This window comes from Desulfobaculum sp. SPO524, assembly GCF_044987625.1.
GTDB lineage: Bacteria > Desulfobacterota > Desulfovibrionia > Desulfovibrionales > Desulfovibrionaceae > Desulfobaculum.
Map to the genome: position 1 here is coordinate 387041 of NZ_JBJDSB010000002.1, position 23991 is coordinate 411031.

A 23991-nucleotide genomic window follows, 5' to 3' on the forward strand; every position below is an offset into this window, starting at 1 on the left:
CAATACGGCGTAAGCAAGGCGGAAGGCATTTGCCTTCCGCCTTTTTTGTATTTGTGCAATACTGGAGGGCATGGTGGTAGGTCTCGCAATCCGGAAGTGATGGTACCTCGGGCAGTTATGGAGAGATTCATCGTGACGCTGACCAGTGGGCGGGTTGTGGAGTTTGAGGGCAAGCTCGTTGCGCGGGCCACGCGCGAAAAGCCGTGGGATGCACGGCGCAGCACGGTGTTTCAGTACGAACTGTACAAAACCGCCGAGGGCCGGCTGGTGCTGGTGCTTGAAACCTACGAGAAAATTCAGGGCAAAAGTTTTGTGCTGAATTTCAACTCGCCCGAGGACGCCAAGCGCTATGTGGGCGAGGATGGCGACGACGAAGTGGTACGGCAGCTTTTCGGCAAAGATGCCGATTAGATGCGTGTGAAAAGGGGAACAAAGAGCGTGTATTGGACGGTCCTTCGGGGCCGTTTTTTTTTGGTGTGCTGCGCAGGCGAACAATAGGGGGACTCGGAAGAGGGCGTCAGCCATGGCGGCTTTTGTCTGTCTGGGGAGTGGAAGGGGAGGGTGTTGGCGTTGTGTTGGGGGGGGCTGGGCTGTTTGTGCTCCGCAGGCTCAAGGGTCGCGGACCCTTGAGAATCCCGAGTGCGCCCATGACGGGTGCGTGTGGATAGGACAGTCGTCACCCCTGACGGCTCTCGTCCGTGTGGGTGTTTTTTGGGGCGATGTTTTTTTGGGGGGGATGTGGCGGATGGTGAGGGCTGGGGCAGAAGAAAACGCCCCGCACGTGAGAGTATGCGGGGCGTTTGGGGTGCGGGGGTGGTGCGGGGTCAGCCGCCGGGGAAGATCATTTTGCCGCTTTCGGACAGGTCGTAGCCGGTGAGGGCTTCGGCGAGGGATTTGAATTCCTCGTCCGCCAGCATGTTCAGGAATTGCTGGACGGGCTTGTCAAAGAAGCGGTCCTTGGGGATGAGCAGGTCAAAGCGCTCCCAGCCGACGTGCAGGGTTTCAAGGCCCAGCAGGCCAGCCACGGCGCTAATGCCGGGGCCGCATTCTGCGCGGCCTGCCAGCACCTCCAGCCCAACGTCCATATGGCGGGCGCATTCGTTCTCGTAGCCTTTGATGGTGGCGGAGACCGCGCCGGCGTCCTGCAGCAGTCTGTCAAAGAGCAGACGCGTGCCGGTGCCGAGGGGGCGGTTGGCTACGCTGAGCTTTTTGTCCACGATGTCCTGCACGGATGCGACGCCCTTGGGGTTGCCGGCGGGCAGGTAGATGACCTGTTCGCGGCGGCAGAAGTTGACCACGGCGGGCAGCTCGTGCAGCTCTTCCGCCGCGTAGGAGAAGTTGTATTCCTCGCTGTTTTCCTCGGCCAAGTGGCTGGAGGCCATATGGCATGCCCCGCGCCGCAGGGCCTTGATGCCGCCAAGGCTGCCCATGTTGCCGAACACGGCGACCTCGTCGGGGAAGCGCTTCATGTACAGGGACAGGGCGCGCTCCAGGAGCAAATCGTTGGACCCGGCGACAACCAACAGGCCGTCAAGGGAGCCGCTTTGGACCTTGGCCGGGTAGTTTATGGTTTTGCTTTCCACCCATTGCTCCACGAGGTGGCTTGGGAACAGCCACTTTCCCGTGACCTTCGAGGCGGGCAGGCCCTTCTCGGAGATGAGGGAGTAGATCATCTTCTCGTTCACGCCGAGGAATTGGGCGACTTCTTTGGTGGAGAGGAGCTTTTTCATGACTCGTATCCTTATGCTGGCGGGTGGTGTCCCTGCGGAATTGTTGCGTAATCAGTCAGCCGGGAGTGTAGCGGGAACCGCAGGCCAAGGCAACACCACCCCGGTGGCGGCGTGCCCTTCCCTGTGCGCGGGGCAGGGGGCGGCTGTGGGCCGAGATTTCTTGACCCCGGAAGGGGATGTGCTATTTTCCACCCCGCCGGAGATATGGCGGGTACCATGCCCCGCCGTGAACAAAGTGGGAAGAGAGTGAAATACACATCGTGCGTGACGGCGCTCGTCATCGCCCTGTGCCTGTCGCTGGCTGGATGCGGCAGCAGCGGCCATGGCGACGCCCAAGACAGGACCAAACAGGGCGTGACGGAGACGGAGGTCCGTGTCGGGACCTCGCTGTCGCTGTCCGGTCATGCCGGGTCCTTTGGCCGCCGCATGCTGCGCGGCGTGCAGTGCTACCTGCAGCATATCAATGCGCAGGGGGGCGTCCATGGGCGCGCCATCCGCCTTGTGCCCTACGACGACCAATATTCCCCCGCCCTGTGCGTGAGCAATACGCAAAAGCTCATCATCAGCGACGAGGTCTTCTGTCTGTTCAGCTATATGGGCACGGCCACCACCGTAAAGGTCATCCCCCTTGTGCAGGAGGCGCGGATTCCCTTTGTTGCCATGCTTACCGGAGCAAACCTGCTCCGCGAGCCGTTCCACCCCTATATCATCAACGTTCGACCCTCGTACTATCAGGAGACCGAAGAGATCGTCCGCCGCCTTGTGGATGAGCTTGACGTGACCAAGGTCGCCGTTTTGTATCAGTACGACGCCTACGGCTTTGACGGGCTTAAAGGCACGGAATTCGCCCTGCGTGAGCACGGACTGCGGCCTGTGGCGCGCGGCACCTACGCCCGAGGCACCCTCAAGGTTCGCGACGCTGTGGACCGCATTGCGGCGTCCGGAGCGGAGGCTGTGGTGATGGTGGGCACGGCAGAGCCGTGCGCACGCTTTATCGAGCTGTGCCGCGAGCGGGGGTTTACGCCCATGTTCCACGCGCTGTCCTTTGTGGGCGCGGAGGCGCTGTCCCGCTACTTGGACGGCAAAACGCAAGGGGTGTTTGCATCCCTTGTGGTGCCGCCGCCCAGTGCGCCGGGCGCGCAGCAGCGCTTTGCCGCTGTTCAGGAATATGTGCAGTTGCTTAAGGAGTATGCCCCGGAGGCGGAGCCGGATTCCGTGGGGCTGGAAGGCTTCATCAACGCCAAGGTGCTGGTGGAGGCCCTGCAGCGGGCAGGGCGCGAGCTAGATCGCCCGGCCTTTATCAAGGCTGTGCAGTCCATCCGCGCTAAGGATATCGGCATCGGGACGCCACTGTCGTACAGCATTGTGGACCATCAGGGGCTGGACCATGTGTTCATGACCCGCTTTGTCGATGGTCACCCCGCCATCATCACCGATTGGGACCGCCTGCGCGAGCAGTTGCGGCGCACGGAGAGCACCCAGTAACGCCCACCTGCCGCGCCACAAGGCGGGAAAAACGCCCATGAAACAATTTCGCAATATCAGCCTGAAGAATAAGATTTATTTCTCCATCCTCGCGGTGATTATGCTCATCAGTGCGGCCATTGCGCTTTTGGCGCGCGGCATTTTGCTGGAGAGCCTCACCTCGGAGCTGGAGAACCGCGGCGTCGCCATTGCCGAGTCCATTGCGGACCGGGGCAGCGGTTTTGTGCTGGATGACGACCGCCCCAACCTGACGGCGCTGCTGTTTGATATCAGCCTGCTGGGCGAGCGGCGGGACTTGGTCTCCTACGCCTTTGTGGAGGATAAGGACGGCGAGGTGCTGGCGCATACGTTTGTCCAGCCGTTCCCGGATGTGCTGCGGCGTATGGCCGTGGCCGGTGGCGGCGGCGGTGAGGGCGGTCCCAGCGTGCGGCAAGTGACGGTGACGGGGCAGAAGGCGCTGGATATTGCCGTGCCCATGCTGGAGGGCATCTACCGCGTGGCAACCGTGCACGTGGGCCTGAACAAGCAGCATATCGATACCCTTGTCGGCCGCCTGCGCATTATGTTCCTCGGCTTCATCACCTTGGTGTGTACCATCATCTTTTGGATAAGCCACCGCATCTCCAGCTACATCACCCTGCCGGTGACCAAGCTCATCGAGATGTCCGACGAAATTTCCAAGGGCAACCTGAACTTTAAGCTGGACCTTGGCTCCCAGTACGCGGACTTGCTGTCCGATCAAGGCCGTTTTGAGCGGTGCCCGGCCTACCACAACTCCGACCTGCCGTGCTGGCATGTGGATAAGACCATGGGGCCGGTGTCCCCGGACAGCCCGCCGCCCGCCAAGCCGTCCTACTGCCGCGAGTGCGTTATCCGCCACAAGCAGATTGGCGACGAGGTGCTCCAGCTTGCGGACTCCTTTGTGTACATGGTGCGCTCCATCCGCCTGTACAGGAACCGCCTGCGCGAGTCCGAGGCCAAGTACCGCTCCCTGTTCGATGCCGGGCCGGATCCGGTGTTTGTGGTGGACGCCGAAACGCTGGACATCCTCGACGTGAACCAGCGCTGCGAGGAAGTCTACGGCTACACCACGCGCGAACTCCTGACTATGCGCTTTGACCATCTGGAGGACGTGGACGGACAGGACTCCCTGCGCAGCTTTGCCCGTGGCGAGCGCGCCGGGGGGCGCATCCTGTACCCCAAAACCCTGCACCGCCGTAAGGATGGCGAGCCTGTGTACGTGAATATGCACGCCTGCGAGAGCGCCTATGGCGACCGCGCGGCCATTGTGGTTTCGGCCACGGACATCACGGACATTGTGGAAAAGGACGCCCAGCTCGTGCAGGCCAGCAAAATGACCACCCTTGGCGAGATGTCGGCAGGCATCGCCCATGAGCTGAACCAGCCGCTCAATGCCATCCGCATGGGCAGTGATTACCTCGCCATGATGACGGAAATCGGCAAGGACATTCCGGAGAAGGACCTGCGGCAGGTCACAGGCGAGATTGGGACCCAGATTGAGCGCGCCACGGACATCGTGAATACGCTGCGCCAGTTTGGGCGCAAGTCGGAGCTGACGCCGGAGCGGCTGAACCTGAACGACCCGGTGCAGTCCGTACTCAAAATCATTTCGCACCAGTTGAAGTTGCAGAATATTACCGTTCATCTGGACCTGTCCGAGGATTTGCCGCCTGTGCAGGCCCACGGGAACAGGCTCCAGCAGGTGTTCTTTAACCTCATCTCCAATGCGCGCGACGCCATCAATATGTGGTCCGAGAAGGACGGCGACCCGGACGACCGCGTTATTTCCATCACCACATTCACCACGCAGGAAGACGTTGCCATTCAGGTGTCCGACACGGGCGCCGGCATCAATCCCGCGCAACTGGACAAGATTTTCGAGCCCTTCTTCACCACCAAGGAGACAGGGCAGGGCATGGGCCTCGGGCTTGCGATTTCGTATGGAATCGTGAAAGATTACCGGGGAAATATATCCGTAGATTCGCAGGTTGGCGCGGGCACCACCTTTACGGTGCGCTTCCCGGCCGCCACCTGATTGCACGCAAGGATTCGTATGAACAAGATACTGGTCATCGACGACGAAAAGCCCACACTGTCCATGTTTGAGTTGTTCCTTGGGGCCTATGGCTACGAGGTGCTCACCGCCGAAAGCGGCGAGGAGGGGCTGGAGGTGTTCACCGCCCAGCGCCCGGCCATCGTCCTGACGGACATCAAAATGCCCGGTATGGACGGGCTGGACGTGCTGCGCCGCATTAAGGAAGTGGACCATCAGACCGAGGTCATCGTCATCACCGGCCACGGTGACATGGACACCGCCATCCAGGCGCTGAACCTCAACGCCACGGACTTCATCAACAAGCCCATTCAGAAAAATGACCTTGATGCCGCCCTCAAACGTGCCAACGAACGGTTGCAGTTGCTGCGCGACAAGGTGGACGAAATTGCCTCGCACAGGGCGGAAGAGGTTGCCGTTATCGAGATAAAGGGCAACATCACTTCCAGTTCAGAGCCGTTCCTGATAGCACAGTATGAGGACGCGCTTTCGTCTGCAGGCGGCATTGTCCTGCACTTTGACGAGAATTCGTCCATCAACGGCGCAGGCATCGCCGTGCTTATCCAGTTGCTGACGGAAAGCGAGGAAAAGGGCACGCCCGTTGCCATCGCCGGACTGTCTGAAAACTTCCGCAAGGTGTTCGACATGGTCGGCATCACGCGGTTTGCCACAATTTACGACACAGAAGAGGATGCCATCAGCGCCCTGACGTAGTGCTCCTCTCACGGAGGGAAAAGACGTAATGAAGCCTGCACACTCCCGACGCCGTCTCAGCGCCGCGTGGCTTAGCCTCGTGCTCACCGTTTTTTGTGCCGCTGGCGCATGGGCGGCAGACCTGCCCGCCAAGGGCGATTCCCTCTCAGACATCAGTTTTACAGCGCCGAAGCAGGCCGGGGACCGTGAGGCCCTTGGCCTGCCCGGCGCATCCCCCTTCACCTTGGCCGACATTGACGCAGGCCTCATCATGATTGAGGTCATCGGTGTGTACTGTCCTATCTGCCACGACCAAGCCCCGACCCTGCGCACGCTCTACAGCGCCCTGACGCGTGATGCGGCGCTGTCCAAGCAGGTGCGCCTGTTTGCCCTTGCCAGTGGTGCCACGGACATGGAAATCGCCTTTGTCCGCAAGGAGCACCGCGCCGAGTACCCCATCGTCCCGGACGTGGACTATACGGTGCACAAGCAGCTTGGCGAACCGGGTACGCCGTTCACCATTCTGGCCCGTCCTGACGGAACCGTGCTGTACACGCATATGGGTCGCATTGAGGACGCCGACGCGTTTTTGGACACTATCCGCTCCTTTGTGAAGGAGTAGGACATGGACGAGGACCCGGCATCCCGCAGGCGTACGCCGCCCCCACCACCCACGGAAGACCGCAAGCTGGCCTACATGCGCGGGCTGTACGATACGGCGCGGGCGTTGGTCCCCTTGGCGGATATGCCCAAGATGGCGTCTGTGTTCCTGACGCGGAGCATGGAGGTGCTGGGCGTCAGCCACGGGGCGGTGCTGTTCGTGGATGAGGAGCGCGGCGCGGATATGCTTGTGACGCAGGGCTTTTCGCCCGATCAACGCTCCGCACTGGAAAAGGATAGAGCGGCCCTTGTAGGGCATGTGCGTGGTATTGGCGCTTTTCCCGGCGAGGATGTGCGGCAGGGCAGTTGCCGTGACGTGACCATGCCCCTGCCGCGTGGGGTCTGCCTTGTGTCCACATGGACGGGACCGGGGGAGACCGTGGGCCTTATCGCCCTCGGGACGCCGGAGTCCGGACGCGATCATGACGCCGGGGACGCCGAGTTTCTGCGGAGCCTGTCCGTCATTCTTGCCGGTTCCCTTGAGCGCGCGCTTCAGCGGCGCATCATCACGGACCTGAACCAAGCCCTGACCGAGCGCAACCAAAAGCTCACCACCCAGAACGAGGAACTCCAGCAGCTACTCAATGACGTGAGCGCCTGCCGCGTGGAGGTGGACAACATTGCCGAATCGCGCGAGCGCATCCTGACCGCGGTGCGGCGCGAGGTGTCGCGCCTTGGGCAGGTGCGGCTGATGGATTTTGTGTTCATCATCCTGCTGTCGTTCCTTGTGGGGGCGCTGTTTAACCAGTACAGCCCAAACAAGGTGGAGCTTGTGCCTCAGAGCCTCTTGCGGGCCGAGGCCGAGCATGTGGAGGTGGAGCGCGCATTCCAGCGTCTTGAGGACGGGGTGATGTTCGTGGACGCCCGCCCGGCGGAGCTGTACCGCAAGGGGCACGTGCGCGGCGCGGTCAATGCGCCGTCGAATCTCTTCGACTTTGTGTACGCCATGCGCTTTGCGTCCCTTGACAGGGAGCGGGAGATCATTGTGTACGGCCACACGGTGAGCCGCCCCTATGATGAAGATGTCGCCTACTGGCTGACGGAGAAAGGGTTCACCAACGTTCGCGTCATGGCCGAGGGCATGGCCCTGTGGCGCGAGAAGGGCTACCCGGTGGGACCATGAGCATCTGGACGTGCCTTGCGCATTCGCGCCTCAACGCCTTGCTGGCGGTGGCCTTTCGTTTGTATCTTGGCGGGCTGTTCATCTACGCCAGCATTTATAAAATCACCTATCCGGCGGTGTTCGCCGAATCCATCGCCAACTATCAGATTGTGCCGTACGCCCTTGTTGGGGTGATGGCCGTGGTGTTGCCGTGGGTTGAGCTTCTGTGCGGCATCCTGCTCATTGTGGGAGTGCGTTCGCGCTCCGCGTGCGCTTTTATCTGCGCGATGCTGGTCATGTTCCTTTCCGCTGTGGTGTGGGTGCTGGTGGCGGATATCCCCGTTGGCTGCGGCTGTTTTCACAGTCAGGAGGATCCCATAAGCTGGTTGACGGCCCTGCGCGATGCGGGCTGGCTTGCCATGGCGGTGCATGTCTTTTTCTTTGATTCCCTCTTTCATCTGGAGAACCGGTTTTCGTGGACGCTGGAGGAGCTGTCATGAAGTGGGGCGCTCGCTTGACCCTGCGGTGGTGCGTTGTGGCGCTGTGTTTCGCCGTGTTTGCCCTTGCCGGATGCCAGCAGACGGACGACGTGTCCGGGCGGTATGTGGCGCAGGCCCAAAGTGGCGAGGTGCTGCTGGTCCTTGATGAGGGCGGGCGCGGCACATGGGCCACAGATGAGGAGGACATCGCCTTCACATGGGAGCGCCGCGGCGACGAGGTGTGGCTGCACACGCGCGGTGGCGGTGTGCTTGTCGGCACGCTGTCTGCCGGGGGCGGCATTGTTATGCCGATGCCGGGCGTTGGCGAGGTGGTGTTCTCGCGCGAGCGGCCTTAGCTGGCTTGCGCGTGATTCAGGTTTCTTCCTTTTGCGTTACGGCGCGCTGCGGGCTTTGCCGCGCGCATCCAGCCCCGGCCTTGTGATGCGCCTGCGGGAGGCGTTTTCGCGGTGGACAGGCCGCACGCTTTTCCACGCATGGCGACGGCGGGCGAACGCGGCGTTCTTCTTCCCGCGCTGCTGTTTCGGCGAGTATAAGGAAAAAGGCGGCCCGGACTGTGTCCGGGCCGCCTGTGTTTTGCGCCGCGTTTCGCGTGCGGGCTAGGAGATGTTCTTCAGCGGTGAGAACAGCTTGGCGAACATCTGCTTTCTGTTCATGCCACCGGGGGTATGCGCCCCGGCGTCGGCCATCATGAAGTCATGATACAGCATGGCGTCTTCCTCAATGAGGTAGATGACGTTCACGTCGTCCGGGTCCACAAGGGCGGCCTTGGGCTTGGTCTTTTTGACCTTGGCCAGACGCTCCTGGGCGAGTTCCAGCATGTCTTCGCGGTCGCCAAAGTTCATGGTGCCGGTAGGACAGACCTGAACACAGGCCGGGAGCAAGCCGTTATGGACGCGGTCGATGCAGAAGTCGCACTTGGCCATCAGGCCCGTTTCGGTATCGAAGCGGGGGATGTTGTACGGGCAGGCGAACTGCACCTCTTCCTTTTCCATGTCGTCAAAGGCGGCAAGGCGGTCCGTGAAGAGCACGGCTCCGGTTTCGGAGTCGCGCAGGATGGCCTTTTCGTCGTAGGCATCGGCCACTTCCTTACAGGGAGCGATGATGCAATGACGGCACTGTTCGGGGAAGAACAGCCACTTGAGTTTGCCGTCAACGATATGCTCGTTGAAGCGGACCAGCTTGTAGGTGTGCACCGACAGGTCCGCCGGGTTTTGGTGCGAGCCGTAGTTGTGCGTTTCCTCGGCAGGCAGCTTGTGCCACTGCTTGCACGCGACCTGACATCCACGGCATGCCGTGCAGCGGGTGAGGTCGATGAAGAATGTCTTGTCCATTCTAATCCTCCTGTGCCTTGCGCACGTTGACCATGAACGCCTTCGTTTCGGGGATGCCCGTATTGGGGTCGCCGACGGAGGGCGAAAGCAGGTTCGCCGCGTCGCCGCCGTTCTTCGGGAACACCCAGCCGAAGTGCCACGGGATGCCGACCTGATGGACGGTGTTGCCCATCACCTCAAACGGCTTCACGCGGGGCGTCACGATGGCGATGGCCCACAGCTTGCCGCGGGCACTTTCGACATAGACCTTCTCACCGTTCTCAATGCCGCGCATTTTGGCCAGCTCGGGGCTGATTTCGCAGAACATCTGCGGCTCGGCCTCGATGAGCCACGGGGTGAAGCGCGTCATGACGCCACTCTGCCAGTGTTCGGTCACACGGTAGGTGGAGCAGACGAAGGGGTACCTCGGGTCGCAGACGGCTTTGTATTCGTCAGCGAACTGCAGGGCCGTGGGGTTGTGGAGCTGGCCGGAGAACGGATGCTTGGAGATCGGGCACTCCAGCGGCTCGTAGTATTCGGGGAACGGACCGTCCGCACGGCCCGGACCGAAGATGTGGCCATGGCCCTGCGGCTTCATGATGAAGGCGTACTTGGTGCCGGGCTTCCAGCCACCGTCGGGCACGTCGCCAACCCATTTGTCGCCGGTCCACTGGATGACGGGCTTCTTGGGCGCGTAGGGGCGGCCCTTCAGGTCCACGGAGGCGCGGTTGTAGATGATGCGGCGGTTGACCGGCCAGCACCATGCCCAGTTGGGGTACAGACCAATCATGGCCTGTTCCGGCGTTTGGGTCTTGTCGCGGCGGGCGGCCATGTTGCCCTTGTCCGTGTAGGACTGGCAGTACAGCCAGTTGCCGGAGCTGGTGGAACCGTCGTCCTGCAGGTAGGCGAAGCTCGGGACCAGTTGGCCCTTCTTGAACTTCTTGCCCTTCACCTCAACGTCCTTCAGGAAGTAGCCGTTGATGAGCTTGGCGACGGCGTGCGGGTCAAACTTGCCGTGGGCGCCGCCCCACTGGTGGATGCCAAGGCCAAGGATGGGATGCACAAAGGTGCCGCCTTCCTCAGCGTACAGCTCGCGGACCTTCTCCATGAGTTCGACGATGATTTCGCCGTCGGGCATGGTGTTGCCCCAGGGCTTGGGGCCCTGATAGCGCCACTGCATCCAGCGGCCGGAGTTGGTGATGGAGCCTTCCTTCTCAATGGAGACGGCGCAGGGCAGGAAGAAGACCTCGGTCTTCACCTTTTTCGGGTCCATGCCCGGACCCTTCCAGAAGCTGCCGGTCTCATTGTCGAAGATGTTGACGTTGACCATCCAGTCCAGCTCGGCCATGGCCTGTCTGGTCTTATTGGAGTTGGCACCGCCACAGGCCGGATTCTGGCCCCAGGCGAAGAAGCCCTTGAAGGTGCCGTTACTCATTTCCTCAAAGAGGTTGAGCCAGGAGTAGTTTTTGCCGTCGTCGCACTTGGGCAGCCACTCGTAGCCCGTATCGGCGGAGGCCGAGGGGTACATGGATTTGATGAAGCTGGTCATGTACTTGGGATAGTTCTGCCACCACGCGGCGCTTTTGGGGTCCTGTGCGCCGGTCAGATGCGGCGCGGCCTTGGTGGTGTTGTACTTGTCCAGCGAGTCCATGGACGCTGTGGGAATGCCGAGGTAGCCCGGCAGGATGTGCCACAGCAGGCACTGGTCTGTGGAGCCCTGCACGTTGGATTCGCCGCGCAGTGCGTTTACGCCGCCGCCAGCCACGCCAATGTTGCCCAGCAGCAGCTGAACGATGGCCATGGCGCGGATGTTCTGCACGCCCACGGTGTGCTGGGTCCAGCCCATGGCGTACATGATGGTGGCGGATTTATCAGGTTTGCCTGTGGCCGCGTAGGCCTTGTAGACGGACAGGATGTCGTCCTTGGGCGTGCCGGTAATTCTGGTGACCTTGTCCAGCGTGTAGCGGCGGTAGTGCTTTTTCAGCAACTGGAACACGCAGCGCGGATGCTGGAGGGACTCGTCCTTCTTGGGAACGCCTTCGGACTCGTACTCGAAGTTCCACGAGCTTTTGTCGTAGGAGCCTTCGCCGTCGAAGCCGGAGAAGAGACCGTCGTTGAACGAGAAGTCCTTGCGGACGATGAACGAGGCGTTGGTGTAGTTGACGAGGTACTCGCGGAAGTACAGGTCATTGTCGAGGATGTACTTGATGAGGCCGCCCAGGAATCCGATGTCGGAGCCCGACCGGATGGGGGCGTAGATGTCGGCCTTGGAGGACGTTCTGGTGAACCTGGGGTCCACATGGATGAGCTTTGCGCCCCTGTCCCTGGCCTTCAGCACCCACTTAAAGGAGATGGGGTGGTTTTCGGCAGCGTTGCTGCCCATGATAAGCACACAATCACTGTTCTGGATGTCGATCCAGTGATTGGTCATCGCGCCGCGTCCGAACGACTCTGCCAGAGCCGCAACAGTGGCGCTGTGTCAAATACGCGCCTGATGCTCTATCCACACCAGGCCGAGGGAGCGCAGGAACGACTGGTAGGCCCAGCATTCCTCGTTGTCGAGAGCGGCGGAGCCAACGGAGGCGATGTTGTCGCAGCGGTTGACGCGCTGGCCCTTGTCGTTGACTTCGGTAAAGGCGGCGTCGCGGGTGTCCTTGATGCGTCTGGCGATGCGCGTGAGCGCCCAGTCCCAGCTCTTTACTTCCCACTTGTCGCTGTAGGGAGCGCGGTACAGGACATTTTTTTCGCGGCGGTCGTTTTCGGCAAGGGCCCAAACGGAAGCGCCCTTGGCGCACAGTGCGCCTTCGTTGACGGGGTGGTCCGGGTCGCCTTCAACGTTGATGGCACGTTGGCTCATGGTGTCCGTGTGGACGATGAGTCCGCAACCCACAGCACAGTAGCAGCAGACGGAGGTTGTTTGCTTGGCCCAGCTCGTCTTCAGGAGCTGTGCTCTCGCCTTGGTGGGCGCAAGGGATACGCCCAAGCCGCCAAACGCAGTGGCGGCGGTTCCCACGGCGGAGAGTTTCAGAAACTCTCTGCGTTTCATGGATATTCTCCTTGTTTGTGATGAAAGCGGTCTAACGGCCTCTGATTTCCCTCGAAAGTTCGAGGAGCAGCGCGTAGCCCGACGGGGCGGGAACGCAGCGCACGGTGGGTACCGTGGGCGAAGCGGGCTTCGTCCACTGCCACCGGTGCGGAGCCAGCAGGCTGGCCCGCGCTGCGACCGGACTCAGGTCGAGTCCAAGCCCCGCGAAGGGTATCGCAGTCGGGCAGGCTGTTTTCATGGCGTTTACCTCCTTTCGTAGTGAATAGCGTGCAACCCGTGATGGATTTACACCTCTATCAACCTATATAAGGTATGCCGATTGGGAGCAACGGAAAACGGACTTGGTTACGGTTCTACACCGCAAAGGGATGAAAAGAGACGAAAAAGCCGCGCCATGAGCGAGTCATGACGCGGCCTGTGGATGTTGCGAAATATCAGTCGGTTGGGACAAAGTCGCACAAAAAGCCGGTGAGGATGGGAAAAAGGTCCTTCCCGCGGGAGTTGTAGCGCAGTTCCAGCTCCTTGAGATAGAGCGGAAAACGCTGTGGCGTCACCCCGTGGAATTTGGTCAGGCGCGAGCTGACAAACTGCCAAAAGCCGAGGTTTTCCTCGTCAATGGGCAGGCCGCGCGGTCCGGGCTTGAAGTAGTCCGCCGCCGGGTCGTTGCCCACACAGCAGATGAGCGTGTCGTAGCGCTGGTAGCGGTCGGTGTAGACCACGTTGCCAAGGCGCACGGTCTTCAGCTGGAAGCTGAGGCTGAAGTGGAGCACGGTTTCAATATCGAAGCCGGGGATAAGGTCCACAAACGCCCACGTGCCGCGGTCCATAATGCCGAACACGGGCGTGGGCTGCGGGCCGTCCTGCGCGGCGCCTGCGGTGGGCGCCTTGAACATTCTGCCACTGAGGGACAGCTCCAGCGGGGAGCCTTTGCCCAGCAGCTGTTTGGCGTCCAGCGCGTGGGCGATGATGGCAAAGCGCAGGGTGGCCATGGCCTTATAGGCCGTGTTGTACGAGATGCCCAGTTCCTTGGCGGCGGTGCGCGCCGTTGTCTCGTCCTCAAAAAGCCGGATGAGGCGCAGCCACTCCACGCAGGTGAGGTTGCAGTTGTTGACCCAGCGGCCGCTGAAGTCGTGGAACGTGTAGCGGCAGCGGGCACACCTGCGGCGGCCATTCTTGAGCCGGTAGTTGCGGCGGCTGCGGCAGCGCGGGCAGAAGCGCTGGTGGTTCTTCCAGCAGAACTTGAGCAGATAGCGCCGTGCCGCGGCCTCGTCGCGGGTGATGTCGTCAAATGTCGCGGAATCCATTCGTACCTGTCGTCTTGTGCTGCTGTCGGTTTCTGGCCGCTGGTCCCGGTGTTGGACCCCGGCCACGGGGCGTCCCCGCGCAGGGCGGCGGGGTTGGGCGGGGAGGACCGGGCAGGACGGACCATCCACAGCGCCGAATCAGAAAAAACAGTGGCGGGGCCGCTGGCCGTGGCTGCGGCCCCGCCGTCAATATGCGCGTGGCGCGTGGGTCAGCCTCCGATGGAGGACATGACCTTGGAACAGACCGAGTTGCCTTGCAGGTGTTCCAGAAGTTTGTAGCCAAGGGGCTTACTGAGGGTGGCGCGCGTCATAACGCGCAGCAGGGCCTCGTCATCCAGCTTGGGCGAACGCAAAATGGGGCGCAGGCGGTATTCCTTGTCCGAAAAAAGGCACGTACGGAGCCTGCCGTCGGAGGTGATGCGCAGACGGTTGCAGGTGTCGCAGAAGTGGTCGGACAGGGCGGAGATAACGCCAAGGCGGCCCGTGCCGCCGTCAATGGAATACAGCCGGGCCGGGCCGTCGGTATCCGCGTGGCGCTCGATGGGCGTCAGGTCCGCTTCCTCGCGGGCGCGGTCCAGAATATCGCTGGCGGGCAGGGTGTATTCGCGCTTCCAGTGCGAGCAGCCGCCAATGGGCATAAACTCGATAAAGCGGACGTCCACAGGATAGTCGCGGGCAAAGCGCGTAAACGCGCCGATTTCGTCGTCGTTGACGCCCTTCATGGCGACGGCGTTGATTTTTACCGTCAGGCCGTAGTGCAGGCAGTCCTCAATGGCGCGCATGACGCGGTCGTGAAAGTCGCGGCCCGTGATTTTGGTAAAGCGGTCGCGGTTTAGCGTGTCCAGCGAGATATTGATGCGCTGCACGCCAAGGTGCTTGAGCGCCGGAATCTTGCCGCCCAGCAAAGTGCCGTTGGTGGTGACGCGGACGTCCAGCTCCGGGCATTCTTCCTTGAGCATGCCAAGAAAGGCCAGAAAGTCCTTCCGGACAAAAGGTTCGCCACCGGTCAGGCGCAGCTTGCGCACCTGCATGGTCTGGGCGGCCTTCACCAGCCGGAGCATTTCCTCGTAGCTGAGAATATGCTCGTGGTCGATGAAGCTTTCCGCACAGTCCGTGCGGCAGTAGAAACACTTGAGGTTGCAGCGGTCCGTTACCGAAAGCCGGATATAGCTGACGTAACGCCCGTGGCTGTCGGTGATCATTCAAGCTCTCCCGCGATGGAGTGGCCGTTTAGGGCGCGGGTGACGGCTTTGTTCAGCATGCGCCCGGTCATCAGGCCGTCATGGTCCGTGGACATTTCGCCTTTTCGGTTCAGCACCCACGTTTTGGGGATGACCTTGATATCGTACTTCCGGGCCACGGATTCCTCAGCGATATAGACGGGATAGTTGATGCCTTTCTCCTGCATGGTCTTTGTGAGCATGGCGTGGTCGAAGTCAAGGGAGACGCCAACCATGTATACGTCGTCTTCTGGCTGCGCCTCACGCATGGCGATGAATTCGGGAAGCTCCGTCATGCAGGGCGCGCACCACGATGCCCAGAAGTTGACCACCACAACGCGGCCTTTGGCTTCGTGGATGAGCTGTTGCAATCCCTTGGCGGAAATGGCCGCAGGCGTCTTTGCCATGGCGGCGGAAGCCGCAATCATCACAAGTGCGAGGGCCAGAAGAAAATGTGTCGCTCCAGACGTGACAGTTGTCAATACGCTTGTTGATTTCATCGGTTATCCTGTGTCCGTTCCACTTGCCGCAGCATGGCAAGGTCGGCGGGGAAGTTTATATTGAAAAAGACCCCCGCATTCTCTCTGGAATAGGGGACATGGTGCCGTAAATGCTCCGGAATCGCACGGGTGAGTTTGTAGCTTTGGCGCGAGATGGAGTCCTCGAACAGCGGAATTGCTGCCGGAGTGTAGATGGAGACGAGGGATTCAATATACCCGGTCTCCTGTTGGCGGAAGGTTGTCATGACGGTGTCCGCCGGCGCTTTGGCGTGCGCGCGCACCAAGGTGTGCACCGTGGCAATGTCCAGCAGCGGCAGGTCGCAGGCCAACACCAGCAGCGGCGCATTGAGTCTGCGCAGGCAGGTCAGGATGCCGCCCATGGGGCCAATGCCGGGGATGTCGTCCGCCAGCCACGGGGCGTGTATTTCAAACTCCTCGGGGTTGCGGCCCGAGACATACACCTCGCCGCAGAAGTGCCCGGCAAGGTCCAGCATGCGCATGAGCATGATTTTGCCGGAGTACCACAGGCAGACCTTGTCCGTCCCAAGGCGGGTGCTTTTGCCTCCCGCAAGGACCAATCCGTAGGGAAGACGTGTCGGCATAGGTTAGCCCTTGCGCCGCGCCGGGTCGTCGAATCGTCCGCGCGGGTCGGTAAAGACGGTGAAGCGTATCTCGCGGGCAAAACCGGCAAGGGTCATGCCTGCCTCGCGCGCCGTGGCAACGCCCGATGTTGTGACTGCGCTGCGGCTGACCATGGCGGAAAAGCCCGCCTGTACGGCCTTGCGGACAAGGGACGTTGTGGCGCGTGCCGAGACGAAGAGCATCAACCCCGCAAGGGGGCGGCCCTTTTCCACGGACCAGCCCGCCAGCCTGTCTATGCAGTTGTGGCGGCCAATATCCTCGGCCTGCGTGATAAATTCACCGGATGCCGGGTCCCAGACTGCGGCGCGGTGGAAACAGCCTGTGGCCTCCCAGCGGCCTTCGCCCGCGATAAAGCGCTTCATACAGTCCAGGATGGTTTCCGCCGGGATGGGCGAGAGGGTGGGCGACTGCGGCGCGGCGGGCGCGGCTATTGGGGCGAGGGTGTAGGTGTCGCCGTCGGTGGCGGTTATGGCCGGGTGTTCTCCCGGCGCGCACAGCTCCAGCAGGGCGTGGCCCAAGGCCAGCCTGTCGCACCCTTCGGGGAAGGTGAGCAGTTCGCGCGTGGGAGCGTCCGGCCACTGGAGATAGACCGGATATTCCGGGGTGACGATGTCTGTAAAATCCCGCCACGCGCCATTTTTGTACTGACGGCAGGTCAGCTCGCGCAGGCGGGCCTCCTGCGGCGCGGGTGGGGATGTGGGGAACGTTTTCATGGTCAGTCCTCGCTGAGCGTGTGGTCATGGTGCGCGGCGGCACACGGCGCGCCGCGCGAGTGGTCTAAAAGCCCAGAGCCGAAACCGTCGGACGCGTGTAGCCGTCCTGCACGGCAAGGATGTCGAGACTCAGCGAATCCAAATCGTCGATAAGGGCAAGGGTTTTGCGGTCCAGTTCCCGGAAGTCCGCACACTTGATGTACAGCTTGCAGCTTTCGCAGACGTCAACGCGGTAGCCGGTTTCCCCCTCGGCGGTGAAGTAGGACAGCTTGTCCATGTCCGTTTCGCCGCAAAAGGCGCACATGATGCGCGGAATGCGGTACACCGTGTGGCAAAATGAGCACGTGGCGTGGCGAAAGCCCTGCTTCTCGCGCAGTTCAGTAATGAGCGGTAGGCTGCCGCAGACGGGACAGTTGCCGCCGCGTGCTTCGTCCAGCTTCAGGTGCTGTTCGGCCTGCTGCGCAACGGCCCTCAGGCCGGGGGTCAGGCTGGACTGCACCAAAAAGGCCATGGCCCGTGGGGCGTCCGGGGTCTTTTCCGCCCATGCGGCAAAGGGGGCGTCATCGCCGGAGATGTAGGCCGCGAACAGGGCGGGCAGGTCCACCGCGCCGTTTTTTCGGGCGGTGTCTATAGTCTTGGCGGCGTCGCCAAGGGGCGCTGGGGCATCAAGGATAAGGGCGAGCAGGTCGTCAAACAGCCGTGTGGCCAGCGCCTCGTCCACGGGGAAGGATTCGCGCGGCAGAAGCGGCACGTCCGGTCCCAGTTGCTCACGCGGGGTGAGCAGGCTTTCATCAAGGGTAGTGGAGGCTTCGTCACGGGCATGGACTTGCATGGTAAAAACGTCCTTCACCAGCGCGGCGAGGACGTCGGGGATATGATTCTTTTTTTGCAGTTGTTTCAATCTGGTGTCGAGAAGTCGCAAAAGGGAGTCGGCGGATGTGGACATAAAATGAGCACCTGCTTGAAAACGGTTTGATAGTGGAAAATTTTCAGCATAGTACACTTTTTGTATTTGAAAGACCAATAGGTGCGTTAATCCGCGCCATATAAGGGCAGAAAGGGTTGGTGTCTCTAGGTATCCTGCAAAAAGTTGGTGCCAAACTTTGAGTATATCTGAAAGGGGTAGACGTGGGGGCTTGAAGTCAATATGACTGATTTGGTAGTAATTTACCGTGTCTTACAAACGTCACATGAAAAAAATGACGAAAAAGGAGCGTAAAGGTGAAAAGACGACTGCTTCTGCTCTCGCTGCTGGCCCTGTTTGTGGCGGCTGCTCTGCCGACGATGGCACTGGCCGAAAAGCCTGTACTGATGATGGCCACCACCACCAGCACGGACAACACCGGTCTGCTGGATGAATTGGCCCCCGTTTTCGAGCATGAAACGGGCATCGAACTGCGCTGGACCGCTGTTGGCACCGGCAAGGCGCTGGCCATGGGCCGCAATTGCGATGTGGACGTGCTGCTCGTTCACGCTCCTGGCGCGGAAAAGACCTTTGTGAAGGAAGGCCACGGCGTGGACCGCACCCAGATTATGTACAACGACTTCGTCATCATCGGCCCCGAGGCTGACCCGGCGGGCGTGAAGGGCATGTCTGTGGTGGACGCCATGAAGACCATCGGCTCCAAGCACCGTGAATTTGTCAGCCGCGGCGACAACTCCGGCACCAACAAGAAGGAAATCTCCCTGTGGAAGGCCGCCAAGATGCCCGTTCCGGACAAGGAAAAGTGGTACGTGCAGACCGGCCAGGGCATGATTGCCACCATTAATGTTGCGGCGGAGCGTGGCGGCTACACCATGACCGACCGCGGCACCTACATCAAATACGAAGCCAACCATAACGGCAACGCACCGTTGAAAATCCTTGTTGAAGGCGATAAGGCTCTGTTCAACCAGTACAGCGTACTGTGCGTGAACCCCGCCAAGTGCTCCTCGGTCAAGTATGACCTTGCGACCACGTTCCGCAAGTGGATGGCTTCCGCCCCTGTGCAGAAGCGCATTGGTGATTTCCGGCTGCTGGGCAAGCAGCTCTTCACCCCCAACGCAGAGTAAAGCGCTGCGCGGCATTGCCGCCAAAGCGTAGATGACGGGGCCGGGCAGCGTGACGCGCGTCCGGCCCTTTTTTATCTCTGGCCGATGACGGTCCGCCATGGCGGCACCGGGAGGACTATGGACTACTTGCTCGACGGCCTTGTCCGGGCCTTTATCCTGCTTTTTCAGCTGGATGCGGAGACGTATTCCGCTATTTACACCACGCTTTCGGTGTCGTCGTTGTCCATTATCGGCAGCCTTGTCCTTGGCGCGCCCCTTGGCTTTTTGCTGGGGCATGCGGATTTTCCGGGCAAGCGCGCGCTACGGATGCTGGTGGACACGCTGCTTTCCTTTCCCACGGTGGTCATCGGCCTGTTGGTGTATGCCTTTTTGTCCCGGCAGGGGCCGCTTGGCGAGCTGGGGCTGCTGTTCACCGTCCCCGGCATTGCGGTAGGTCAGACCATCCTCGGCCTGCCCATCATCATCGCCATGACAGCCACCGCCGTGGAGAATATGGACCGCCGCCTGCGCTGGACGCTCCAGACCCTTGGCGCGTCGCGGCGGCAGGTTTTGATCACCACGTTGTGGGAGGCCCGCTATCATCTTGCCCTTGCGGCTGTGGCCGCCTATGGGCGTATTGTGTCCGAGGTGGGCATTTCCATGATGGTGGGCGGCAACATCAAGTGGCATACCCGCACCATCACCACGGCCATTGCCCTTGAGACGGGCAAGGGCCAGTTTGCGGTGGGCATCGCCCTTGGTTTGGTGCTCCTGTGCATCGCCTTTCTCGTGAATCTTGCCGTCTCGGGCCTGAGGCGCCTTGCGGAGCATGACCGATGAACGCCATGTATGAATTGACAGACGTCCGCCAGCGCTACGGTGCGCGCGACGCGCTGCATATTGATGCCCTGTCCGTTGCTCCGCGCAGCATTGTGGGCGTGGCCGGACCCAACGGCAGCGGCAAGTCCACGCTTCTGCGCATTCTTGCCTTTTTGGAGCGTCCGGTGAGCGGTGCGGTGCGCTTTGACGGCGCGGATGTGACGCAGGCGGGCAATGGCGTGCGCCGCCGGGTGACTCTGCTGACGCAGGAGCCGTACCTCCTCAAGCGCAGTGTGGCGGGCAATGTGGGCTACGGCCTCAAGGTGCGCGGCGAGGCCATGGACGAGGGCCGTATTGCCGAGGCGCTGCACATGGTGGGGCTGGCCCCCGAGTCCTTTGCGCGCAGGCCGTGGCGCGAGCTGTCCGGCGGCGAGGCCCAGCGCGTGGCCCTTGCCGCGCGGCTTATCCTGCGTCCGCGTGTTTTGCTGCTGGACGAACCTACGGCCAGCCTTGACGAAGAGAGCGCGGAGCGCATCAAGGCGGCGGCCAAGGCGGCGCGCGAGGAGTGGGGCGCAACTGTGGTCATTGTCAGCCATGACATGGACTGGCTGACCTCTGTGTCCGACACCATCGTGCGGATGCGCGAAGGGCGGCTTGTTCGCAGTGAGGGCTGACCGGGCCTCGTCAGCATCAGGAAAAATGCGCCGGGAAGGGGCCGCGGGCCGCGTTGCCGCTGTCGTGCGTTTCTTGCGCCTGTCCACCCTGTGGGCCTGCCGCGCCGAGTGCGCCGGAGCGGACTGAAACGCCAAGACTCGGGCGGAGTGAGGGGGCCGCGCGAGGGCCTTTGAGGCATGGCGGCGCAGCATGGGCGACGGGGACGCCGCGCACGTAGGCATCTCTCCAACGACCAGACCGGCGGCCAGCAGGGCGCGCCAAAGCAGAGAAAGACCATCCGTTCAGGGTGGTCTTTTGTGTTGTGGGGGGATGGTGTGGCAGGGGGGCGTTTCCTGCTGGGCGGGGCGCTTTGCCGGTGTTTTGGGGCGCGGGGATGAAGAGGTGTCGTTTATGGGTGGTTTTGGTTTGTATTGGTTTTTCCTATCGGACTACTAGGCGAAGGCCGAAACAAATTGACCATAAAATCCTGAGGGTGCTATGGCGGTATGGCTTCCGCCCGTGTTGAGGACGGGGGCGATTTCGACTGTGTGATCCTGAACCGATACAAGGAGCCTAACGTAATGAGCCGCATCAGACACACACTTCGCATCATCGCGGTGGCGGCGCTGGTTTTTGCCTGCGCTGCGCCCATGGCCAGTGCCGAACCTACCGGCAAGCTCACCATCTTCCATGCTGGCAGCCTGTCCGTACCCTTCAAGACCATTGAAAAGAATTTTGAGGCCAAATACCCCAAGGTGGACGTGCTGCGTGAAGCAGGTGGCAGCACCAAAATGGCGCGCATGATTTCCGAGCTGGGCAAGCCCGCCGACCTGATGGCCTCCGCCGACTACATGGTCATCGACAAAACGCTGGTGCCCAAATTCACCGATGTGAACATCCGCTTTGCCACCAACCAGCTGGTGCTGTGCTACACGGACAAGAGCAAGTACGCGGGCGAAATCAACGACAAGAACTGGATGGATATCCTCCAGCGCAAGGGCGTGGTGTGGGGCCATTCCGACCCGAATCTGGACCCCTGCGGCTACCGCAGCCTGATGGTGCTCCAGTTGGCCGAGAAGTTCTATGACCGCGACGGCCTCTACGACGACCTGCTCGCCAACCGCCCCAAGGAAAACGTGCGCCCCAAGTCCGTGGAGCTTATCTCCCTGCTGGAAAGCGGCAACATGGATTACGCGTGGGAGTACCTGTCCGTGGCAGTGCAGCATGGCCTGAAGTACGTCACCCTTGATGACCATATCAATCTTGGCAACTACAAGATGGACCCCTTCTATAAGCTGGCCAAGGTGAAGGTGACCGGCAAGAAGCCCGGCACGTTCATGACCCGTACGGGCAAGTCCTGCACCTACGGCGTGACCATCCTGAAGGACGCCCCCAACCGCGAAGCCGCAGAAGCCTTTATGGCCTACCTGCTGGACCCCGAGGGCGGGCTGAAGGTCCTGCGCGAGATGGGCCAGCCGCCGTTTGTCCCGGCCCGCGTGTCCTCCGATGCCATGAAGAATGGCCTTGCCACGCAGCTACAGCCGCTGGTTGAGGTTCGCAACTAGGCGACGTTATGACGGCACAAACGACTACTTTGACCCGCCAGGCGGGGCAGGCCACAGGCCTTGCCCTGCCCGGCGGGCTTTTTATCTGGCTGTGTTCGGCGTGCGGGGTGGTGGTGATGGCCTTCATCCTGCTGCCCCTATACGAGATGGTCTCGCAGCCCAGCCTTGAGGTGTTGTGGGAAACGGCGCTGGACCCGGAGGTGCGCTCATCCATTTGGCTGTCCGTGTGGACGTCCGGCACGGCCGCCCTTGGGGTGTTCGTTCTTGGGACGCCCTTGGCGTGGCTGCTGGCGCGGACGGAATTTTGGGGCAAGCGGCTTGTGGAGAGCTGTATTGACCTGCCCATAATGCTGCCGCACCCGGTGGTGGGCATTGCCCTGCTTAGCCTTGCCGGGCGCGGGCATTGGCTGGGCGATGCCCTTGGCGCTGTGGGCCTGCGTTTGATGGGGACGGCCACGGGCATCATCGCCGTGATGGCCTTTGTGGGCCTGCCGTTTTACATCAGCGCCGCCAAAAATGGCTTCGAGAGCGTGCCCGTGCGGCTGGAGAATGTGTCGCGCAGTTTGGGGGCGGGGCGCGGGGCCACGTTTTTCCGCGTTACCGTGCCGCTGTGTTGGCGGCATATGCTGGCGGGCGTCATCATGTGCATGGCCCGTGCGGTGAGCGAATTTGGGGCCATCATCATCGTGGCCTATCACCCCAAGGTTGCGCCTGTGCTCATGTACGAGCGCTTTACGGCCTATGGACTCAAGTATTCTCAGCCCGTGGCGGTGTGGCTGATTGGCGTGTGCCTCGTGCTGTTCCTGCTGCTGCGAGGCATTACCCTGCCGCAGAGGAGGACGGCGGCATGATTCGCATTTCGGACCTGAATATCACCTTTGCGGACTTTGCCGTGCGGGATGTGAACCTTGACGTGGCGGACGGGGAGTTCTTTGCGCTCATCGGGCCGACGGGGTCGGGGAAGTCGCTGGTTTTGGAGTCCGTCGCGGGGCTGGTGCCGCAGGCGAAAGGGCGCATAGCCGTCAACGGGCGCGATGTGACGGACCTACCGCCGGAGCGGCGCGGTGTTGGCATTGTATATCAGGACAACGCGCTCTTTCCGCACATGTCCGTGATGCAGAACATCACCTACGGCCTGCGTTACCACGATGTGGACCGCACCGAGGCGCGGCGGCGCGTGGATTGGCTGGTGGAGATGCTGGGCCTGACGCGCATTGCCGGGCGGGGCGTGCGCGCCCTGAGCGGCGGCGAACAACAGCGCGTGTGCCTTGCCCGCGCCCTTGCGGTGAATCCGCGCGTGCTGCTTCTTGATGAGCCGCTGTCCGCACTGGACCCCAACTTCCGGGAGGAAATTCGGGGGCTGTTGAGGACGCTGCACCGCGACCTTGGCACCACGTTTTTTATGGTGACACACGACTTTTCCGAGGCGCTTTTCCTTGCCCAGCGCGTTGGCGTGCTCCGCGGCGGTCAGTTGGAGCAGGTGGGCGGCGCGCGCGAGGTGTTCTGCCAGCCCCGCACGCCCTTTGTGGCGGAGTTTGTGGGGATGAAGAATGTGTTTCCGGCGACGTTTTCCAAGCAGGAGGCCCGGTTTGGCGGGCTGTGCTGCCCCTTGCCGCAGGCGGCGGGGGAGCGCTGCGCCCATGTGGCCCTGCGCCCTGAGGATGTCGCCGTTACGCGCGGGACGGCGCTCCCGGATGGGTATGTGAGCTTTCCGGGCACGGTGCGCCGGGTGAGCGACCTTGGCTTTATGGTGGAGCTTGGCGTGCGGTGCGCGGAGGCGGACTTCAAGGCGCTGCTGGACAGGCGTACCCTGCTGGAATCCGGCATTGCGTGCGGTGACGCCGTGAACCTTGGTTTTGCCGCGCAGGCCGTGCACACCTTCTAGCCCCGGCGCGGGCGGACGTTGCAAGAGCAGGCGCTTCGCTGTAAGGCTGTGGGACCTC

General features: G+C 61.7%; 23 protein-coding genes. 14 read left to right on the forward strand and 9 right to left on the reverse strand.

What is annotated here, in order from left to right:
• Window positions 1-132 precede the first annotated feature (132 nt).
• A complete protein-coding gene (locus tag ACI3L3_RS07370; protein WP_404844463.1) occupies window positions 133-411 on the forward strand; it encodes a hypothetical protein in 279 nt (92 codons plus the stop codon).
• A 413-nt stretch (window positions 412-824) separates the two neighbouring features.
• Here the strand turns inward: ACI3L3_RS07370 and ACI3L3_RS07375 are convergent, their stop codons facing one another.
• A complete protein-coding gene (locus ACI3L3_RS07375; RefSeq protein ID WP_404844464.1) occupies window positions 825-1730 on the reverse strand; it encodes a substrate-binding domain-containing protein in 906 nt (301 codons plus the stop codon).
• Between the two features lie 246 nt (window positions 1731-1976).
• Here ACI3L3_RS07375 and ACI3L3_RS07380 point away from each other — a divergent pair, with 246 nt between their 5' ends.
• The 7 genes from ACI3L3_RS07380 to ACI3L3_RS07410 are packed head-to-tail and all read left to right on the forward strand — an operon-like array spanning window position 1977 to window position 8579.
• Entirely contained in the window at window positions 1977-3215 is a 1239-nt protein-coding gene (locus ACI3L3_RS07380; protein ID WP_404844465.1) for an ABC transporter substrate-binding protein, read from the forward strand.
• A 37-nt stretch (window positions 3216-3252) separates the two neighbouring features.
• The gene (locus ACI3L3_RS07385) at window positions 3253-5271 is read left to right on the forward strand and encodes an ATP-binding protein (RefSeq protein ID WP_404844466.1); all 2019 of its coding nucleotides are present in this window, start codon (window positions 3253-3255) and stop codon (window positions 5269-5271) included.
• Between the two features lie 18 nt (window positions 5272-5289).
• Window positions 5290-6003: a response regulator gene (locus tag ACI3L3_RS07390; protein ID WP_404844467.1), complete on the forward strand. Its 714-nt coding sequence runs from the start codon at window positions 5290-5292 to the stop codon at window positions 6001-6003.
• Window positions 6004-6031: 28 nt separating this feature from the next.
• Window positions 6032-6604, forward strand: coding sequence for a peroxiredoxin family protein (locus tag ACI3L3_RS07395; protein ID WP_404844468.1), 573 nt, complete (start codon window positions 6032-6034; stop codon window positions 6602-6604).
• A 3-nt stretch (window positions 6605-6607) separates the two neighbouring features.
• A complete protein-coding gene (locus ACI3L3_RS07400) occupies window positions 6608-7765 on the forward strand; it encodes a rhodanese-like domain-containing protein (RefSeq protein ID WP_404844469.1) in 1158 nt (385 codons plus the stop codon).
• On the forward strand, window positions 7762-8244 hold the full coding sequence (locus ACI3L3_RS07405; protein WP_404844470.1) for a MauE/DoxX family redox-associated membrane protein: 483 nt from the start codon (window positions 7762-7764) through the stop codon (window positions 8242-8244). Before ACI3L3_RS07400 ends, ACI3L3_RS07405 begins: the two co-directional genes overlap by 4 nt.
• On the forward strand, window positions 8241-8579 hold the full coding sequence (locus ACI3L3_RS07410; RefSeq protein ID WP_404844471.1) for a hypothetical protein: 339 nt from the start codon (window positions 8241-8243) through the stop codon (window positions 8577-8579). Before ACI3L3_RS07405 ends, ACI3L3_RS07410 begins: the two co-directional genes overlap by 4 nt.
• Before the next feature lie 261 nt (window positions 8580-8840).
• Here the strand turns inward: ACI3L3_RS07410 and ACI3L3_RS07415 are convergent, their stop codons facing one another.
• The 8 genes from ACI3L3_RS07415 to ACI3L3_RS07450 form a co-directional block, all read right to left on the reverse strand.
• The gene (locus ACI3L3_RS07415; RefSeq protein ID WP_404844472.1) at window positions 8841-9575 is read right to left on the reverse strand and encodes a 4Fe-4S dicluster domain-containing protein; all 735 of its coding nucleotides are present in this window, start codon (window positions 9573-9575) and stop codon (window positions 8841-8843) included.
• Window position 9576: 1 nt separating this feature from the next.
• Entirely contained in the window at window positions 9577-12606 is a 3030-nt protein-coding gene (gene fdnG / locus ACI3L3_RS07420) for a formate dehydrogenase-N subunit alpha (protein WP_404845209.1), read from the reverse strand.
• Window positions 12607-13034: 428 nt separating this feature from the next.
• Window positions 13035-13904, reverse strand: coding sequence for a transposase (locus ACI3L3_RS07425; RefSeq protein WP_404844473.1), 870 nt, complete (start codon window positions 13902-13904; stop codon window positions 13035-13037).
• Between the two features lie 209 nt (window positions 13905-14113).
• Window positions 14114-15106: a GTP 3',8-cyclase MoaA gene (gene moaA / locus ACI3L3_RS07430; RefSeq protein ID WP_404844474.1), complete on the reverse strand. Its 993-nt coding sequence runs from the start codon at window positions 15104-15106 to the stop codon at window positions 14114-14116.
• Complete coding sequence (locus tag ACI3L3_RS07435; RefSeq protein WP_404844475.1) at window positions 15103-15624, reverse strand: redoxin domain-containing protein; 522 nt, start codon at window positions 15622-15624, stop codon at window positions 15103-15105. The genes moaA and ACI3L3_RS07435 overlap by 4 nt, the downstream gene beginning before the upstream one ends.
• A complete protein-coding gene (locus tag ACI3L3_RS07440) occupies window positions 15621-16226 on the reverse strand; it encodes a molybdenum cofactor guanylyltransferase (protein WP_404844476.1) in 606 nt (201 codons plus the stop codon). The genes ACI3L3_RS07435 and ACI3L3_RS07440 overlap by 4 nt, the downstream gene beginning before the upstream one ends.
• Window positions 16227-16229: 3 nt before the next feature.
• Window positions 16230-16979 (reverse strand): formate dehydrogenase accessory sulfurtransferase FdhD, encoded by a 750-nt coding sequence (locus tag ACI3L3_RS07445; protein WP_404844477.1) that lies wholly within the window; start codon window positions 16977-16979, stop codon window positions 16230-16232.
• Window positions 16980-17043: 64 nt separating this feature from the next.
• Window positions 17044-17925 (reverse strand): formate dehydrogenase accessory protein FdhE, encoded by an 882-nt coding sequence (locus ACI3L3_RS07450; RefSeq protein ID WP_404844478.1) that lies wholly within the window; start codon window positions 17923-17925, stop codon window positions 17044-17046.
• 338 nt (window positions 17926-18263) lie between these two features.
• Between ACI3L3_RS07450 and ACI3L3_RS07455 the strand changes: the two genes are divergently transcribed.
• From ACI3L3_RS07455 to ACI3L3_RS07480, 6 genes are all read left to right on the forward strand, one after another.
• Window positions 18264-19031: a substrate-binding domain-containing protein gene (locus ACI3L3_RS07455; RefSeq protein WP_404845210.1), complete on the forward strand. Its 768-nt coding sequence runs from the start codon at window positions 18264-18266 to the stop codon at window positions 19029-19031.
• 117 nt (window positions 19032-19148) lie between these two features.
• Entirely contained in the window at window positions 19149-19850 is a 702-nt protein-coding gene (locus tag ACI3L3_RS07460; protein WP_404844479.1) for an ABC transporter permease, read from the forward strand.
• The gene (locus ACI3L3_RS07465) at window positions 19847-20503 is read left to right on the forward strand and encodes an ATP-binding cassette domain-containing protein (protein WP_404844480.1); all 657 of its coding nucleotides are present in this window, start codon (window positions 19847-19849) and stop codon (window positions 20501-20503) included. Before ACI3L3_RS07460 ends, ACI3L3_RS07465 begins: the two co-directional genes overlap by 4 nt.
• 561 nt (window positions 20504-21064) lie before the next feature.
• Window positions 21065-22048, forward strand: a complete 984-nt coding sequence (gene wtpA / locus ACI3L3_RS07470) for a tungstate ABC transporter substrate-binding protein WtpA (RefSeq protein ID WP_404844481.1) — start codon at window positions 21065-21067, stop codon at window positions 22046-22048.
• 8 nt (window positions 22049-22056) lie between these two features.
• Window positions 22057-22899, forward strand: coding sequence for an ABC transporter permease (locus ACI3L3_RS07475; protein WP_404844482.1), 843 nt, complete (start codon window positions 22057-22059; stop codon window positions 22897-22899).
• The gene (locus tag ACI3L3_RS07480; RefSeq protein WP_404844483.1) at window positions 22896-23933 is read left to right on the forward strand and encodes an ABC transporter ATP-binding protein; all 1038 of its coding nucleotides are present in this window, start codon (window positions 22896-22898) and stop codon (window positions 23931-23933) included. Before ACI3L3_RS07475 ends, ACI3L3_RS07480 begins: the two co-directional genes overlap by 4 nt.
• Window positions 23934-23991: the final 58 nt, after the last annotated feature.